This is a genomic window from Lewinella sp. IMCC34183 (assembly GCF_003390915.1).
Classification (GTDB): domain Bacteria; phylum Bacteroidota; class Bacteroidia; order Chitinophagales; family Saprospiraceae; genus Neolewinella.
The window spans coordinates 93273-111063 of record NZ_QMEM01000007.1; the positions used below are offsets into that span (position 1 = coordinate 93273).

At 62.1% G+C, this 17791-nt stretch carries 8 protein-coding genes; 7 read left to right on the forward strand and 1 reads right to left on the reverse strand.

Going from position 1 to position 17791, the window contains the following annotated elements:
* The first annotated feature begins 239 nt into the window (after window positions 1-239).
* The 5 genes from DQG19_RS21665 to DQG19_RS15410 all read left to right on the forward strand — a co-directional run bounded on the left by DQG19_RS21665 (window position 240) and on the right by DQG19_RS15410 (window position 13305).
* Complete coding sequence (locus tag DQG19_RS21665) at window positions 240-3680, forward strand: T9SS type A sorting domain-containing protein (protein WP_116127175.1); 3441 nt, start codon at window positions 240-242, stop codon at window positions 3678-3680.
* A gap of 124 nt (window positions 3681-3804) precedes the next feature.
* Window positions 3805-5256, forward strand: coding sequence for a pyridoxal phosphate-dependent decarboxylase family protein (locus tag DQG19_RS15395; protein ID WP_116127176.1), 1452 nt, complete (start codon window positions 3805-3807; stop codon window positions 5254-5256).
* 428 nt (window positions 5257-5684) lie between these two features.
* Window positions 5685-11030, forward strand: a complete 5346-nt coding sequence (locus DQG19_RS15400; RefSeq protein WP_116127177.1) for a LamG-like jellyroll fold domain-containing protein — start codon at window positions 5685-5687, stop codon at window positions 11028-11030.
* Window positions 11031-11219: 189 nt separating this feature from the next.
* Window positions 11220-11906: a hypothetical protein gene (locus DQG19_RS15405; RefSeq protein ID WP_116127178.1), complete on the forward strand. Its 687-nt coding sequence runs from the start codon at window positions 11220-11222 to the stop codon at window positions 11904-11906.
* A 55-nt stretch (window positions 11907-11961) separates the two neighbouring features.
* Window positions 11962-13305, forward strand: coding sequence for a Gfo/Idh/MocA family protein (locus DQG19_RS15410; RefSeq protein ID WP_116127179.1), 1344 nt, complete (start codon window positions 11962-11964; stop codon window positions 13303-13305).
* 63 nt (window positions 13306-13368) lie between these two features.
* Here DQG19_RS15410 and DQG19_RS15415 read toward each other — a convergent pair whose 3' ends face one another.
* Window positions 13369-15729, reverse strand: a complete 2361-nt coding sequence (locus tag DQG19_RS15415; RefSeq protein WP_157974540.1) for a glycoside hydrolase family 127 protein — start codon at window positions 15727-15729, stop codon at window positions 13369-13371.
* Between the two features lie 396 nt (window positions 15730-16125).
* Here DQG19_RS15415 and DQG19_RS15420 point away from each other — a divergent pair, with 396 nt between their 5' ends.
* Window positions 16126-16824 carry a hypothetical protein gene (locus tag DQG19_RS15420; RefSeq protein ID WP_116127181.1) on the forward strand — a complete coding sequence of 233 codons (699 nt, stop codon included), beginning with the start codon at window positions 16126-16128 and terminating at the stop codon, window positions 16822-16824.
* Window positions 16825-16882: 58 nt separating this feature from the next.
* The gene (locus DQG19_RS15425; protein ID WP_116127182.1) at window positions 16883-17569 is read left to right on the forward strand and encodes a hypothetical protein; all 687 of its coding nucleotides are present in this window, start codon (window positions 16883-16885) and stop codon (window positions 17567-17569) included.
* Window positions 17570-17791 lie beyond the last annotated feature (222 nt).

The window sequence follows — 17791 nt, forward strand, 5'->3', positions numbered from 1 at the left end:
GCCCGCTAGCCCGCCTTTCCGACCATATACCAACCCTAGCGGGAAAGCTCGGGACCAAACGTCCAAAACCAGCAAATAGTCTGATTTGAGATAAAAATCACCATAAATAGGGGGAATAGAGGTCTCCAGTGAAGAATAGTTTGCCGAACGGCGGAGGTTACAAATATGGCTGAGCCGGTATTAAGTCCTGACACCGCCGCGGAACTACCGGCCATTTAGACACTTCACAACACAAGACCATGTCGCACATTCCTTACTCTTTTTCACCCCGGCTGGCCCGATCAGGACCGGCCACCCGCAGTCCCCTGGCACTGTTCTCTCTCGCTTTCCTGTTCCTGCTTTTCGCATCTTCCGCCCTCCAGGCTACCCACTTCCGCTTCGGCTCCATCAGCTGGCGGCACCTGGGCGGTACAACGGTGGAGTTCAAGATCAAGCAGTCGTGGCGAACCGCCTACGGCCCCTTCGGAATCACCGGGACGCCGGCGTTAGGCAGCCAAACCCCGACCTTCGTGGACAACCTCCGCTTTGGAGACGGTACCAACCAGGATTTCCGGCTCACCGTCACCGCCGTTAACCCCGTCGAGGGCTGGTTTTTCGGCGAAACCACCATTGTCCACACCTATCCGTCTGCGGCAGAGTTTACCGCCTTCTTCTCAGCCTGCTGCCGGATCGGCGGCATCTCCAACGCCCCGGAGGGCGACTGGTACGTGGAAACCAACGTCGACCTCTCCGGCAATAACTTCGGCAACGACTCGCCGACGATCAACGTCCCCCCCATCGTTAACCTCGTAGCGGGAGCTAATAGCAGTTTCCTCGTACGCGCCGTCGATCCGGACAACGATAACCTGCGTTTTCGTTCCCCCACGTCACGCGAGTACCGCTCCGGCAACCTATCCCGGCAAACGGTCTCCGCCGGGGGCCAGGTCACCCTCAATACCAGCGGCGCAGCGATTGGCAACCTGTTTACGGCCATCGTTGTCGTGGAAGACCTGGACCAGAACGGCAACCCCAAGTCAAAGTCCATGGTCGACTTCCTGGTCCGCATCGTCGATTCGTCGACACCCCCCCAGTTCGATTACACCGTAACGCCGCCCGACAGCAGCATCTTCGACGTGCGGCCCGGCCAGCCAATAAACTTCACCGTCCGGGCCACCGATATCGATCCCGGCAGCAACGTAACCCTTAACGCGGTCGGTGCGCCTCCCGGAAGCTCCTTCACACCCGAACTGCCCAGCCAGGGCAATCCCGTGATCGCAGACTTTAACTGGACTCCCACGGTGACCGACATTGGCAGCAGCGTGATCACCATCACCGCTACCGATGACGGGGGTACCCAGACCATCACCAACGTTTCCATCCTGGTCAGCCAACGTCCCACCTTCGACGTACCGCCCACCCCCGCCACCAGCGACCACAACGTCGTGGCCCCCGGCGAAACCCTGCAATTCACCGTACAAGCCTCGGACCTCGACCCCAGCGACCCGGTATCCATCACCCAGGCCAAACACAAGATGTCGGGCGTGGACTTTATCGCCCTCGGCGCCACCTTTACCCCCGCCTTGCCGACTCCGCCATCCAACCCCACCGCTACGCTCTTTTCCTGGACGCCCACGCCGGCCCAGTGGGGACACCAGCACGTGATCTTTACCGCCGAGGACAGCTATACGGAGACGACCACCCATGAGGTGTCCATCCTGGTCAACACGACCCCGACCTTTACCAGCACCCCCGTGACCATGGCCACGGTCGGCCAGCCATATACCTACGCCATTACCGCCGAGGACCCGGACATTCCCTTCGGTGACATGCTGGAGATCATCGGACTGAACCTGCCCGGTTGGCTCACGCTGACCGACAACGGTGACGGTACCGCCACGCTCAGTGGCACCCCCGCAACGGGAGACATAGGCACTTATGACCTCACCGTGGAAGCCCACGATATCAACCACCACCAGAACGTGCCCGGTATACCACGACAGATCTTCCAGATCGAAGTGACCGGCGGCGGCACCGGCGGACCGCTTATGTCATCCTTCTGGCTGGAAGCCGAGTGTGCTATGGTCGGAGCCGACTGGCGCAGCGCAAGCGATAACGGTGCTTCCAACCAATCCTACGTCTTCGCCCCGGACATGCGGTCCACCTCGGTACCGCCCGCTGATGTCCCCGATACCCGGGTGCGCTTCACGGTCGACCAGGCCGAAAGTGGTACCTACACCATGATGGTCCGGCTCTTCGCTCCCCGGGCCGACCGCGATTCCTACTGGGTACGGGTCAATAACGGCAGCTGGTTTAAGTGGAACAACATCAAGTGCGGCCAGGACTTTACCTGGGTCACCTACCCCCAAACCCTCAGCCTCAACGAGGGACTGAACACCGTGGATTTTGCTTTCCGGGAGGGCGGCACCTGGCTGGACAAGATCCATATCGACAAGACCGGCGGCATGCCTACCGGATTCGGTGACCCGGCCACCAATTGCACGGCCCCCGTCAACCAGGCACCGGTAGCCTCCATCAGCGCCTCCACCTACACGGGTGTCGCTCCGCTGGCCGTTACCCTCGGGGGCGGCGGCAGCTACGACCCGGACGGCACCGTTGTAACCTACGACTGGACCTGGAACGGTGGCTCAGCCACGGGCCCGGACCTTACGCTGAACCTTTCCCCCGGGATGTATGACGTCACCCTTACGGTCACCGACGATGACGGAGCCACGGCTTTCGACGTCGTCAGCCTACGGGTACTCGATCCGCTGGCAGATTCCGACGGCGACGGTATTCTGGACGGTGCCGACAACTGCGTCGATATGCCTAACCCCGGACAGGAAGACTACGACGGCGACGGCGAGGGGGATGCCTGCGATAACGTGACCGCACCACCACCGCCCTTCTTCTTCGAGGCCGAATGCGCCCAGCGCAGCAAGCTGTGGCGGCTGTACCAGGACGCCGACGCCAGCGAAGGGATGTTCATTGCCTTCACGGGGTGCCGGTGTACCGATGCCCCCCCGGCCAGCACTTCGGAGTACCTCCTGAGCTACAACGTGAACATCACTGACCCGGCTACCTACTACCTCTTCCTCCGCCTCAGCACGCCGGACCCGGGCCGCAACTCCTTCTGGGTGCGGGTCGACGGCGGCGACTGGATCAAGATGTGGAAGGAAACCGACGGCACCCAACTGATGACCAGTGGCTTCGAGTGGCGCAAGGTCAACGACGACGGAGAGGCCGTATCCTTCGATCTCGATCCGGGTAAGCACACGATCGTCGTTGCCCCCCGCGAACCCGGCACCAAACTGGACAAGGTAGCCCTGAGCCCGCACGACATGGCTCCCACCGGACTCGGCGCACCGGCCGGCAACTGCGAACTGAGCAAGTCACAGGACCTGGCCAGCATGCAGCAGCAGGCGGAGATCTACGACGACGCCCTCTTTGTCACCGAGGAGATCGCCGTGTTCCCCAATCCCACCGCAGATCAACTCACCCTCGAGCTCAATGACGGCTACGTGGGCGAGGTGAATATCACCGTCACCGACATGATGGGCCGCACCGTCAAGCAGGTACGGCAGGCCAAGGACGACCGCTACCTCCGAACCGATCTTTCGGTACGTGAACTGCCCAATGGCCCGTACTTCCTGCGGATACAGCAGGGAGACTGCCAATCCGTGCGACGCTTTATCCGCATGTAGACCGGCAGACCACTTGGCACCTCCGGGGCCGGCACCGTTTGGTGTCGGCCCCTTTTTGTTGCGCCGCCGCGCGGGTGCGGTGAAGGTCGTAAATGAGTAATATTAGCGGGCCCAAACCGATCCGATGTCCTTCGACCTTACTCCCGACCAGCGGCGACACCTCCTCAGCGAACTCCTGCCCCAGTTGGAGGACTACTACGCTCATACCCGGAAACTGCGGGTAGCCCCCCACCTCGATCCGGAAACCGTACGGGCCGCGGCACGGGACTTCGACTTCAGCACGCCGGTCGAGCCTGCCACCGCCGTGCGGGTGGTCCTGGACAACCTGCGCAAGTTCCAGGTCCACGTTCCACATCCGATGTACTACGGACTGTACAACCCGCGGGCGAGCTTCCCCTCCATCCTGGCCGACATGATTGCCGCCTACTTCAACCCCCAGCTGGCCGCCTGGAGTCACTCCCCCTTCGCGGCGGAGGTGGAGCGGTACCTCGTATCGGCCTACGGCACTCGCTTCGGCTTCCCCGGAGAATTGACGGATGGCACGTTCACCAGCGGCGGGGCCGAGGCTAATCTGACGGCGGTGTGCTGCGCCATCAATCACCGGTTTTCGGATTACTCCCGCCGTGGCTTCCGGGCATTCGGAGGTGACCCCGTGGTGTACTGTTCGGATCAGGCACACCATTCGGTCGTCAAGGCGGCCCGCACGGTCGGCCTTGGCCTGGACGCCGTAGCGGAGATAGCGGCGGATGAGCAACTGCGCATGTCCGTCCCCAAACTCCGGCAACGGATCGTGGCGGACCGTGAAGCGGGCAAAATTCCCGTGCTCGTGGTCGCGACCGCCGGCACCACGGGTACCGCGGCGATTGACCGCCTGGCGGAGATCGCCGATGTTTGCCGGGAATACGACGTATGGCTGCACGTGGATGCGGCCTTCGGGGGAGCGGCGGTCCTCAACGATGAGTACCGCGATTGGTTGCACGGCATCGAACGGGCCGATTCCATCAGCACCGATATCCACAAGTGGCTCAGCGTGCCGATGGGTACGGGCATGTTCCTCACCCGCCACCCGGCGATCATGGAGAAAAGCTTCGGCACCGCCGCGGCCTACATGCCCCGCGAAGGGAAGGAATACAAGCCGGTAGACCCGTACAGTCATACCCTGCAGTGGTCGCGCCGCTTCCTGGGGCTGCGCTGGTACCTCTCCCTGCTCGTTTTTGGCTGGGAGGGGTACGCGGACACGATCCGCCACCACGTCGAACTTGGCCGCTACCTGCGCAAGCGCCTGAAGAAACGCGGGTGGACCATCGAGAACGATACGCCCCTGCCGGTGGTGTGCTTCTCCCGCTCGGGCCTTTCCGACCCCGGCGCCTACGCCCACGGGATCTGTGCACGGATCGTCGCCTCTGGCGAAGCCTGGCTGAGCATATACCCCGTTCGGGGCGTGGATGTCCTTCGGGCGGGTATCACCAACTACGCCACTACCCGCGCCGACGTGGACCGCCTGGTCGAACTGCTGGAGCGGATCCGGGAAGAAATGGACGCGGCACCGGGACCCGGGTACGCTGGTACGACCTGATCGACTCCCCGATCCGTTCCCGAGAGTACTCTGCTCTCCTGCAGCAACGGGCGGGGGCGGGGGGTGCAGAAATACATCACAACGCACAGCCCGCTGAACGCAGATCGCTATCAAATCTCCGAAACCGGACCGCCGTCAGTACCTACCTGACCCGGGAGAACGGCCCCACCTCTCCGCTGCACCCGCGCGCCGCCGCAATGAGTAACACGAAGGACTGAGAACAACGGAGAAGGCTGATGATGCTCAATACTTCACCGTTGAATAAAACAGAATATTTACTAACAATAAGGTTACGAAGCAGAACAATCGATTGTGTACACATTCTTTTTGGGGGACAAGTAATTTGACGGATAATATTGTGTCACATTGACATTTATTTTATTCCTTAGGAGAAACCAATACCCATTTACACCTAAAGTCGATACTTCATGCAGAGATTTTTACCGGAGCGCGACCGCGTCGTCGCCTCCCTGACCCTCCTTTTGTGCCTGGTGACCGGATTCCAGGTCACGGCCCAAGCGCCCGGTTTACCGATCCGGGCATCCCTGGACCAACCGCTACTTTCACAAACCACCTTCACCGGCAGTGACGGCGTGGATACGGTGATGGTCCCCCACACCCTCGGAGATGCCTACTCCCTGAATGTGGTCGCGGCCGTTACCGCCGCCGAGGGGCGCGGGCTGGACATCGAGGCCCGCGACGGCGGCGGCTCCGGCTTCCGGCTCAGCCTCGACGAAGCTACCCTGAACTGGACCGCTGACCTGTCCGATCCTACCTCCCTGTCACTCGCCCCGGCCGGGAACGAACAGGAGATCCGGGTGGCCGTCAGCGACGGACAGGCGCACATCTACCGCAATGGCCGCTACCTGGCCAGCCGCCCGCTCGCCGCCATTTCCAACCTGATAGACGGCAACGCTACCGGCGACTCCGGCGCCGTTCCCTACGGCCCGAACCTGATCGCCGACTGGGCCGGTACGGCCACCGATCGCGACGGCACCCCGGCCGACTACGGCTGGTCGATGAATACTACCACGGTCAATCTCTTCAATACCGCCAACTCGGGAAGCGGAGTACGGTTTATGGACTTCGGTACCAACGACGGATATATATATGATGGATCCGCCTACACCGGCCGCCTGATGTACATCCGGTGGGACGGAGACCCCGTTCAGTCCGCTACCTACGCTTACCCGGTGGAACTGGCGGCGAATACGACCTATCAGTTTTCCCTGCTGCAGGGGTACCTGACCAACGCCAGGGGGGCGAGGTCCATCAGCGTGGGCATCGGCCCCACCGACCTCGCTACCGACCGGACGTCCGAGACCACCTTCTTCCAGGGGGCATCCCAGGAGCTCGAGCGCGGCACCTTCACCTTTCGCAGCGGCGAGGCCGGTACCTACTACCTGACCATTACCGGCAGCTGGGGCCTCTACACCATTGGTGAGCTCAGCCTCCAGACGGCCGACCTGATGCCCCGCTTCCTGTTCGGCAAGAACTACCCCGACGGCGCGGTAGATATGGAGATTATCTCCGCCACCTACGCTCCCGACGCCTACGCTCCCGAGCCCCCCACCACGGGCAACCGGGAAACCATCACGGTGACCGCCGAGGACGCCAGCTTCCCGACCAGCTACGACACCGATTTCGTGGTACCGGGCAAGACGGATCTTCACTTCACGGGTGAGTCGGTGCCATTCGTGAACAGCACGGTGGACCTGCAATCGTCGGATTCCTGGCTGTTCTTCGATAACGTCAAGCCGTCGGAGGTCGCCGAGGAATACCTTCAGTACGTTACCCTAAACGGTGCCCCCGCCGACCTCGGAACCAACGTGCGCCTGTCGATCTACGTCAACGGTGCCGTCGTGATCCCCTACGGGGCCGACACCTACAGCCACGCCCTGGAGGCCTACGCCGCAGAAAATCTGGACGGCGAAATGACCCCCTTCGAGCTATCAACCTTCCACAACGACCTGGGTACGCTGGACGACAACGTGGCCTCCTTCAAACTGCACCGCGGCTTCATGGCTACCCTGGCCAGCAACCCCGACGGCAGCGGGTTCAGCCGCGTGTTCATCGCCAACGATGAAGACCTGATCGTGAATACCCTGCCCGAAGGACTGGACGGTACCGTAAGCTACATCCGCGTTTTCCGCTGGGACTGGCCCAGTAAGAAGGGCAAAGCCGGCTGGAGCCCCGACCAGATCGGCGCCACCTGGTACTACGACTGGAACATCGGCGGCACCGCCGGGCTCAACTGGGAATACGTCGCCATTCGCCAGAACTGCTGCTGGCCGTCCTGGGATGCCATCAACAACAAGTCCGGCATCAATCACCTGCTGGGCTTCAACGAACCGGACCGTCCCGACCAGTCGGACATGACCATCGACGAGATCATGGAGATCTGGCCGGAGTTCATGCAGTCCGGCTACCGCCTCGGTTCCCCGGCACCGGCGGACCCCTTCAACAGCGTCCTGCCCGAATTCATCCGGCGGGCGGAAGAGAAAAACTACCGCGTCGACTACCTCGTCATCCACGCCTACTGGGGCGGCCTCTCACCGCAGGACTGGTACAACCGGCTCAAAAATCTCTACGACCGCTACCAGCGCCCGATCTGGATCACGGAGTGGAACAACGGCGCCAACTGGACCAATGAGTACTGGCCCGAGGACCAGGACGAACAGTTTGCCAAGCAACGCCGCGAACTGGAAGCCATCCTGGAGGTCCTCGATACCACCCCCTTCGTGGAGCGCTACGCTATTTACGACTGGGTGGAGGACAAGCGGGCCTTGGTACTGGGCGACACCCTGACGCCGGCCGGTAAGATGTTCTACGCGAAAAAGTCCGAGATGGCCTTTAATCCCGCGTACGAATTCATCCACACCTGGCAACTCGCCATGCCCGATCTGGTGGCCACCGTCGACGACGACGATTACTTCCTGGCCACGCTCACCTGGGAAGACCTCAACGGCGAACTCGGATCGAGATATGAGCTGGAGCGGAAATTTCCCGACGACGACGATTGGACGACCGTAGCCACCTACGAAGACTACGAGGCGGGAAGTACGCTGACCTACCAAGACAGCATCTACTCCTCCGCCAGCTACCGGGTCAAGGCATTCGGGCCGGACGGCAGCGAGTTTCTCTACTCCAATATCCTCGACATCGACCGGGACGCGGATCCCCAGGCTCCGGCCCTGCTTACCGCCGCCGTACGTTCCTCCGAGGAAGTATACCTCAGCTGGACCGAATCGGAAGCGGCGCGTTCCTATACCCTCAAGCGGAGCATGAGCGCGGGCGGGCCCTTCGAGACCATAGCGGCCCGGACCACCCTGCGCGAATACACGGATACCGGACTCACGCCCGGCACAACGTACTACTACGTGGTCACGGCCCTGAACAGCGCGGGCGAAAGTGAAAACAGCCGCGTCGTTACGGCCACCACGCCGGAACTCGCCGTGCCGAACAGCCCCCTCAATCCGCGGATCGCCGCCGGCGACGAACGGGTGACGCTCAGCTGGGATTTCCAGTACGACGCGGTGTATCAGGTGCAGCGCGCGGACTCCAAAGCGGGGCCCTACGTGACCCTGGCCTCCGACGTCGACGCCCTGGAGTACGTAGACGTGAACGTAACGAACGGTACGACCTATTACTACCGCGTCGTTGCTTCCAACGAAATAGGTGAGAGTGAAGCTTCCATGATTCTGGAAGCCACCCCCACGGATGGACGCTACGTATACCTCCCCTTCAATGAGCCTACCGGCACCTTTGCCGAGGACGTCTGGGGTGGCCAGCACGCTACCCTGGTAGGTGACGCCGGGCGCGAAGCCGGCTACGTGCGGGGGGGAGCGCTCTCCCTTAGCGGCGGTCACACCTACCTGCCGGCAGGTGTCGTCAGCACCCTGCAGGACTTTACCATCGCCACCTGGATCGAGCTGGACGAGCTGAGCACCTGGGCGCGCGTCTTCGACTTCGGTACGGGGACCACCACCAATATGTTCCTCACGCCCCGGGCGGGCGGATCACCAGCCGATTCGACCATCATGCGCTACGCGATTCGTAACGGGGACGGTGAGATGGCCGTCAGCTATACGACGGTGCTCCAACCGGACACCTGGACGCACGTGGCCGTCAGCCAGCACGCGGATACGGTACGCCTGTTCATCGGTGGTGAAATGGTGGCCATGATGGCCGGAGTGACGCTGTCCCCCGCCGACCTGGGACAGACCACCCAGAACTACATCGGAAAGTCGCAGTACCCCGACCCCCCGCTGCGCGGCGCGGTCGACGAGTTCAAGATATACAACTACGCCCTCAGCGAGGCGGAGCTGCAGGAGGCCATGGCCCCCACCGATGAGGAACTCGAGCTGGCTATTGAAGGCTTGAAAGCCAACGCTTCGGACGGTCGGGTAACGCTGACCTGGGTGCGCAGCTTTGACGGCATGTTCGGGGTATTACGCTCCGACACCGAAACCGGCACCTACGACACGCTTGCCGTCGATATCACGGGGAACCAGTACACGGATACCTCCGTCATGAACGGCAATATGTACTACTACCGGGTATTCGTCTACAACGACGCCGGCGCCAGCGATAAGTCGAAAACCGTGATGGCCATGCCCGTGAAGGGACGCCACGTGCACATTGACTTCAACGAAGGGTCGGGGCAGATCGCCAAGGACCAGTGGGCCGGCTACGACGCCACGCTCTACTCCACGGCTTCGTGGACCGTTGGCCGCCGTGATTCGGAACTGGCCGTACGCCTGGACCGGCTGCAGGCCGCCTACCTGGATCTCGACGACGGCGTGGTCAGCGACCTGGACAGCATGACCCTCGCAACCTGGGTATGGATCCCCGCCGACATCGGGAACAACTCCCGCATCTTCGACTTCGGCACCTCGACCGGTAACTACATGATGCTATCGCCGAATTCCGGCGGGCAGATCCGGTTCAAGATGACCACGCCCGACCGCGGGGGCTACGACCAGTTCATCAACTACCAGCTGCCCAAGGAGGAATGGACCTACGTAGCCGTTACGCTGCAGGATTCGGTCTTCAGCCTCTACGTTGATGGTCGCCTGCAGTACTCCGACAGTACCCTCACCCTAACCCCCGCCGACATCGGTATGACGACCAACAACTACCTCGGTAGGTCCCAGTGGTCGAGCGACCCCTACACCGATCTGCGCTTCGACGATCTGAAGATCTTTACCTACGCGCTGAACGAGGAGGAGTTGCTGGAGAACATGAAGCTCACGCAGGTCATCACCTTCGAGGAGATCGAACCCCGCTTCGTGGGTGACGAAAACTTCTACCTGGAAGCATCGGTAAGCAGTGGCCTGGACCTCACGTACGAAAGCTCCGACTCCAGTGTAGCGATCGTGGATATGAACGGCCTGGTGAGCCTCATCGGCGCAGGCTCCACTACCATTACGGTGAGCCAGGCCGGTACCGAGGAGTACGCCGCGGCCAGCGCGAGCCGGGTGCTTTACGTGGACACCGATTCCGGCACCGGATTTGACGATCCCCAGGCCGCGGGTACGCTGGTCAGGTTGTTCCCCAACCCGGTAACGGCCCACCTGCTGATCCAAATGGAAACCCAGGTGCAGAAAGGCGCGACCATCACCGTGGTCGCCACCAACGGCCGTACCGTGCTGCAGCGGACCCTGTCCGGCGAGCGGCAGACGCTCGACGTACGCGCGCTGCCGCGGGGCGTCTACATCGCGGTCATCCGTAATGGCTCATCCCTCTACTACCACAAGTTGGTGAAGCAATAATTCATCAGTTCAATTTTTAGGCGCTGCCGCTCACGATCCCGTGGGCGGCTGCTTTTTTTTGGTTGACCCCGCGCCGAAGGGCAAAAATCCGCCCGCTCCGCTATAAAAGCCGGCAAAGCATCGTACTTTAGGAAATGCTCGCTCCGCTCCGGCGGCGCGCACCGTGTGTTGTCTAACGTCTCTCATCGAATGTCCCTACAACCCTCCCTCAACATCCTGTTGGCCCAGCGTCTGCTGCCCGGCTTCGATAGCCGCCTCCTTGTCACCTGGGCCGCGGATGCCCTGTCAGATGGATACGGGGGCGAAGGCCTGGTGCGACTGGCCCGGATGGAACGATCTACCCCTGCGGCCCGAATGGCCTGCTTTTCGGCGTGCGTAGCGGATCTGGGGCTCTCCACTTGCGCCGAGCCGCACAGCCTGCTGCAGCATTACGCGTTCTACCTCGCCCGCCGCGTGGTCCGGCGCAAAATTGACGGATTTGAAGGGCTCGAGAAACTGAAGAGTATCTACGTCGCCAGCGACTACGACAGCCGGTACCAGGCTTTTTATCTCCTGGCGGAAGACCTGGCGGCCCTGCGTGCGGGGGGCGTGGTCTTCCTTACCAAGGACCTTTCCGCCGATAACGGCGAGGAGCTGGTGCTGCGCACCTGCACCGAGTTTCTGTCCTGGGAATCGGTAAACATCAATCCCCACCGCTGGGGGGCCGTCTACTGCTTTTCCTGCCACCACGTCGATGCCCCGGTGGAAAGCGGTACCTGGTTGAGTACCAAGACCAGTCGCCCCCAGTGCCGCCTCTGCGGCTCGCGGGCCGTCGGCAGCTTTTCCGAGGAGGCGGACCGAAGCCGGATACTCGCGGCGGCCGCACGCGGGGAATAGGCCGGGCGGGGTCAATGCGGGAAAAAGGATAGCTTACCCGTCAGAATCCTCGTTCATGCCCGTCCATTCCCGCCGCCTTTTTCTCCGCCAGCTCTCCACCGGCCTGCTGGCCGCACCGCTCCTCTCGATGCGCGCTGCCGGCCCTAACGACCGCATCAACCTGGCGTGCATCGGCCTCGGCATCCAGGGCTTCAACGACCTGGCCGCGGCACTGCAGCATCCGAACGTCCAACTCGTGGCCGCCTGCGACCTCTACACCGGCCACCTGGAGCGCGCCCGGGAGGTGTACGGTACCGACCTCTTCCTCACCCGCGACTACCGGGAGATACTGGCCCGCCCGGACGTGGACGCCGTGATCGTGGCTACGCCCGACCACTGGCACGATACCATCACCATCGCGGCGCTCGACGCCGGCAAGCACGTCTACTGCGAAAAGCCCCTGGTGCAGCAACTTGACGAAGGCCGGGCGGTACTGGACGCCGCGGCCCGCAATCCGGGCGTGCTGATCGTGGGCAGCCAGCGGGTGAGTTCCATCCTCACCGAGCAGGCGCGGGAGATCTACCGACGCGGCGACCTCGGCCAGCTGGTCCTGGTAGAAACCTTCAACGACCGCTTCAGCGCCCTGGGCGCGTGGCAGTACTCGATCCCGCGGGATGCCTCCCCCGAGACCATAGACTGGGAAACCTTCCTCAAGGATACCCCGGACCTCCCCTTCGACGCCAAGCGCTTTTTCCGCTGGCGCAACTACCAGGCCTACGGAACGGGGGTGGCCGGCGATCTTTTCGTCCACCTGTTCTCCGCCAGCCACCGCATTCTCGACTCGCTGGGGCCGGAACGCATCTTCTCCACCGGTGGCCTGCGCTACTGGAAGGACGGCCGCGACGTTCCCGACGTCTTCGTCGCCAGCTGCGACTACGGGGAGCAGGCTGGACACCCGGCCTTCAATATGCAACTGCGGGTTAACTTCGTCGACGGCGGGGGCGGCGGGTCGCGCACCCGCTTCGTCGGTACGGAGGGGAGCCTCGACGTAACCGGCAATCAGCTGACCCTACGCCGAAAGACGCTGCCCGCCGCTCCCGGATACGGGGGGTGGGATACCTACACCACCTTCCCCCAGGCTACCCGCGAGCAGTTTGAATCCTGGTACAACACCGAGTACCCCCCGCTGCCGCCGAACGTCGTCGGGCCCGATGAGTGGACCTACCGTAGCCCGGAGGGCTACTCCGACCACGTCCACCACTTCGGCAACTGGTTCGAGGCCATTCGCAACGGAGGAAAGGTGGTAGAAGACGGCGCCTTCGGTTTCCGTGCCGCCGCCCCCTCCCTCGCCGCCAACCTCAGTTACTTCGAGCGGCGGGTGGTGGACTGGGACCCGAAAGCGATGACCCTCCGGGGCTAGCCTCCGTACAACGCTGCCTCCGGCAGCACAGTGGGATGCGCTCTCCGAGCGCGCGGGAGGCGCTTATTCGGTAACCGTACGCGCAAAAAAGAACGGCCCCGCCCGGTGCCCCACGTGCGGCTGCAGCTTCACGGTGACCTCCTCCTTCCCGGCGGTCAGTGCGGCGGGAATGGCGTAGCGCACGTCAATGAACTTACCGTCGGCCTTGCCCGAGATATTTTCCGTGGCGATCCGCTCGCCGTCCACCAGGATGTCGAAGGTCTTGGAACCGGTATAGCCGCCCCAGTACTCGAGCACGAGCGCCATCGGCGCGTCGGCCTTGGTCTTCATCGTGAAGGATAGCCAGCCGCCCCGCTCCGAGCCCCGCGCCTTACGCCCGCGGAAGTCCGCTTCCAGGTTCAGGCTGTCGCCGGTGAAGTGGTGGTCGCGCTCGGGCTGCATTTCCCCGGGCTGGAAGCGGTCGAAGGTGATGGCCTCCAGCTGCCGTTTCCGCTCCTGCTCGGCTTCGTACGCGGCCTGCCGTTCCGCCCACTGGACCTCATTAAAGAGGTCGAGGTAGACGGTGTACGTCCGGTCGTTCACCCGGTAGAGAGGGCGCAGTTTCACGTCACGCGGCGCTCCGATGCCCTGGGTGCGGAAGGTGCTTGTTTCCCCTGGAACGGCCTCCAGCCAGGTCGCCGGATCACGGCTTTCCGACATCAGTACGGGTACGTAGTTGCGCTGCTCCGACCGGGGATCGTCCACCGGCCCGAGGTCGGCGGCCAGCACCAGGGGGCCGTGCAGTACCGCCACCCGGCTCGCGTCGTCGGGCATGGCCTCCAGCCGAAGGGTGAAGGGCATTTCCAGGCCCACCACGTCGCCGTCGGTCCACTCCCGGCTTAACTCGATGAAACTGCCCGGCTCGCTGCTGCTCTCCAGCTGTTCGCCGTTGAGGGTTACCAGCGCCCCGGCAGTCGCCCAGGCGGGATGGCGAAGGTAGAGGGTGAAGGTCTGTGGCGCGTCGAGGGCCAGGGTGAGCTCTGTCGCTTCTTCCGCGGGGTAGCGGGTCCGCTGGGTCACGGTGACGCCGCGCTCCGCCCAGTCGAGGGTGGAGGCGATGTACTGCGTCACGTAAAGCGCGTCGTCGTTGTGGTAGTAGATATTGGCCCCGTACTTGCTGTGGTTCTCCATGCCGGTGCCGATGCAGCAGGTGAACCATTCGGGATCCTGAAAGGCCTTGTGGCCGCCCATCTCCAGGGACTGGTTATACACCACCCGTCCGTCGGCGGGGTCCTGGGAGGAGAGGATCTGATTGAAGAGCGCCCGCTCGTAGTAGTCGGCCACCTCCGCCCGCGGCTCCCACAGGAAAAGATGCCGCGAAAGCTTGAGCATATTGTAGACGTTGCAGGTCTCGGTGGTTCCTTCGCTCAGCCGGTGGGTCAGCCGGTCCGGTGCCCCGAAGTACTCCCAGTTGCCGTGGCCGCCGGTGACGTAGGAATGGTGGTGCACGACGCGGTCCCAGAAGAATTCCGCGGGTTTGCGGTCCTGCTTCTCGCCCGTGATCTCGTATAAGCGCGAGGAGGCGATGAGTTTCGGGATCTGGGTATTGCCGTGCTTGCCGGGCAGGATGTCCTCGCCCATGGCGAGGCTGTCGATGATCGACTCGTCGTGGAACACCCGGGCGATCCGGAGGTATTTCTCCTCGCCCGTGTCCGCGTAGAGGTCGGCCAGCGTCTCCTGCACGCCGCCGAATTCGCAGTCGAGCATATCCTGCACTTCCTCGTTGGTCAAACCGAGCACGATACCGCCGATCCAGTCCGCGAAGTTCTTTTCCACCTCCAGGGCCCGCTGGTTGCCCAACAGCTGGTAAGCGTCGCGCAGGCCGGCCATCACCTTGTGGTGGGTGTAGAAGGGCGCCCAGATGCCGTTGAGGTCGAAACCCTGCGAGCGGATCTCCCCCTTCGCCACCTCGTTCTCGAAGATCGCCTTGCCGTTGTCGAAGGCGCCGAGGTACTGCCCCCCGTTGGCCCGCTGCACCTCGGCCAGTTCGTCTACGATGTAGTCGGCCCGCCGCTTGAAGGTATCGCGCCCCGTGGTCTGGTACATCAGGGCGAGCGCGCTCAGGTGGTGGCCCAGGCTGTGGCCGGCCAGCGATTCGCCTTCCCAGCCGCCGTAGGCCTCGGCCCGCGGCTCCAGCCCGGCCTGGATGCGGAAGCGGGCGAGCAGCCGGTCGGGGTCGTAAGCGAGCAGAGAGGCTTCGTTGAGCTCGGTGGCGTGCTGGAAGGGGCCGTCCAACAGGCGTACGTCGGTTAGTGCAAAGGGCATTACGACTCCTGTGACGGCTTCCTGCGCTTTCGGCGCAGCCGACTGACCGCCCAGTTCGTTCACGGAGGCGAGTACGACGACCGCCAGCCACAGTAGGGAAAAGCAAGGGGAAGATTTCATACCCCAAGTTAAGCATAGATCGGGCAGCCCTTCGGAGGCGGCGCGCGGGTGCAGGGCCCTTGCGGGAACGGCCCCGGAGACAGGCTTTCGGTTCATTTCTTACCACCAGCGTTCGACAGCTACCACAGACTCGCTGTTGGTGCTGGCCTTTCCCCTCGATTTTTGGGATAAAGTGATACGACGGACAACTCTATAAAACGCGGCATAGGGCCCGGAACCAGCAAATCAATACAAGAGAGCGGGGAAACACGATACAGCTTATAACATAAATTCTGCCAAAACACGTTTTATAAATTTTTTGATCTGCTTAAATTAGTTTTTATAATTTAAGACACATTCCCTTTAAATAAACGTATACTTTTTATATTGCCAACGCACCTAAAAAACACCTTTCCCATGAGACTCCTTACCAGGACTATCCCCCTTCTTGTATTAGTGGCAGTGACCGCGGCCTGCACGCCCGAAGCGCCTTCGGTCGCCCCCGCCCCCGACAGTCTGACCGCCAGGAATGCGCGGATTGTCCTCGCCCAGCAGACCGTTGCGCAAATCATGGACCTCTACCGGGCCACGATTGTCCGTCCTGACTATTCCTACTCCCCCGACACCTACGCCGCGAAAATAGCTGCCGGATACCGGGGGACCCACTTCGACATCCGGGAGAATGAAATCGTTGTGCCAGTTACCAAGGCCGTCTATACGCGCCGAAACCGACTCACCGATCTGGTGGAGGCCGCCAATAGCCTCCCGGATGCAATAGAACAGGTTGAGAGGGATTCGGACGTGCAAATAGCGGACTTCCGTGCGTCCGGATCAGCGGAAGCGATCGAGCGGCTGGTTGAAAATTTATACTTCAGGGAAACGCTTCAAATACTCGCGCTAAAGCTTTCTCCAGGTGGCATTAGTCATGCTAAGTGGAGCTGGAAATGCGCGGCTGGCGTTGTTGGGGCTGCCCTAGGGGGCGGGTTAGCCGGCTGCCGGACCGGTGCCTTTATCGGAAGCTTTGGCGGCCCCGCTTCTGCCGGGGGCGGATGCGCCGCAGGAGCGGCGCTGGGGGCCATCGGTGGTGCACTGGCGGGTTCGTCCAGGTACTGCTAGTGTCCCGCCGGCCTCCTTAAACCAATAGTCACAATCACTCGTAAAATTCAACCGCTCTATGCGTACCCCTTACCCTTTTACCCTTTTTCTTTTCCTGCTGCTTCTCACCGCCTGTTCCGAGCGCGACGGGATACTTCCCGGCGGTGAAACCGAAACCCACGGCAGAGTAGCAATGGCCGACGAAACCTTGCACACCATTCGTGACGTCGGATCCTATATGCACGATGCACTCCAGACCCTGGAGACGCCCAGTACGCCTGCTTACGTTTCCGCAATGCTCCACTCTTTCAGCCGGAGTCCCTATTTGCTCATGCGGAACCAAATTAACGTTAAGCCCGCCGCGATTCCAGATCGGGGCAACCACCTGACGGCCCTGGTTGATCAGGCAAACAGTATGCAGGAATTAATTAGCCTGGTGCAGTCCCGGATCGCCGCCTACCGCGACGACTATATCCTGCAGGGCTCCCAAGAGGCGTACGTCAGGCTCGTAGAAGCAGCCTACTTTCACGAAGTACTTGTGCTGAGCCGGTCCAGGGAATTGAGTGGTGCGATCTACCCGAAATTATCCTGGAAGTGCTTCGGAGCGGTAGCGGGCGGCGCAATAGCGGGAGGACTATCTGGATGTATGGCCGGTGGCAAGGCAGGTGTAGCCATGGGTGCGCAGGGAGCGGCCGGCGGTTGTGCTATCGGAGGCGTCATCGGGGGGATCTCCGGTGGCCTGCTGGGCTACGCCGAAGCCTGCTAACGCAGCAGCCGGTCTCGCCGGGCAACAGACACGCGCGGCTATCTACATTTATGTATCCAAACCCGTTTCGTATGCAAGAAAATTCCCCGCGTAGTCGGTTCGCTAGCCTGGCCGACCGGCTTTCGAGAAACGTACTCGGAGATGTCATACCGATTGCGGTAATGCTCGTGATTGCGGGGTATCTCAGCTACCTGCTCGTAGTAGGACAACTGCCTGCCGGAA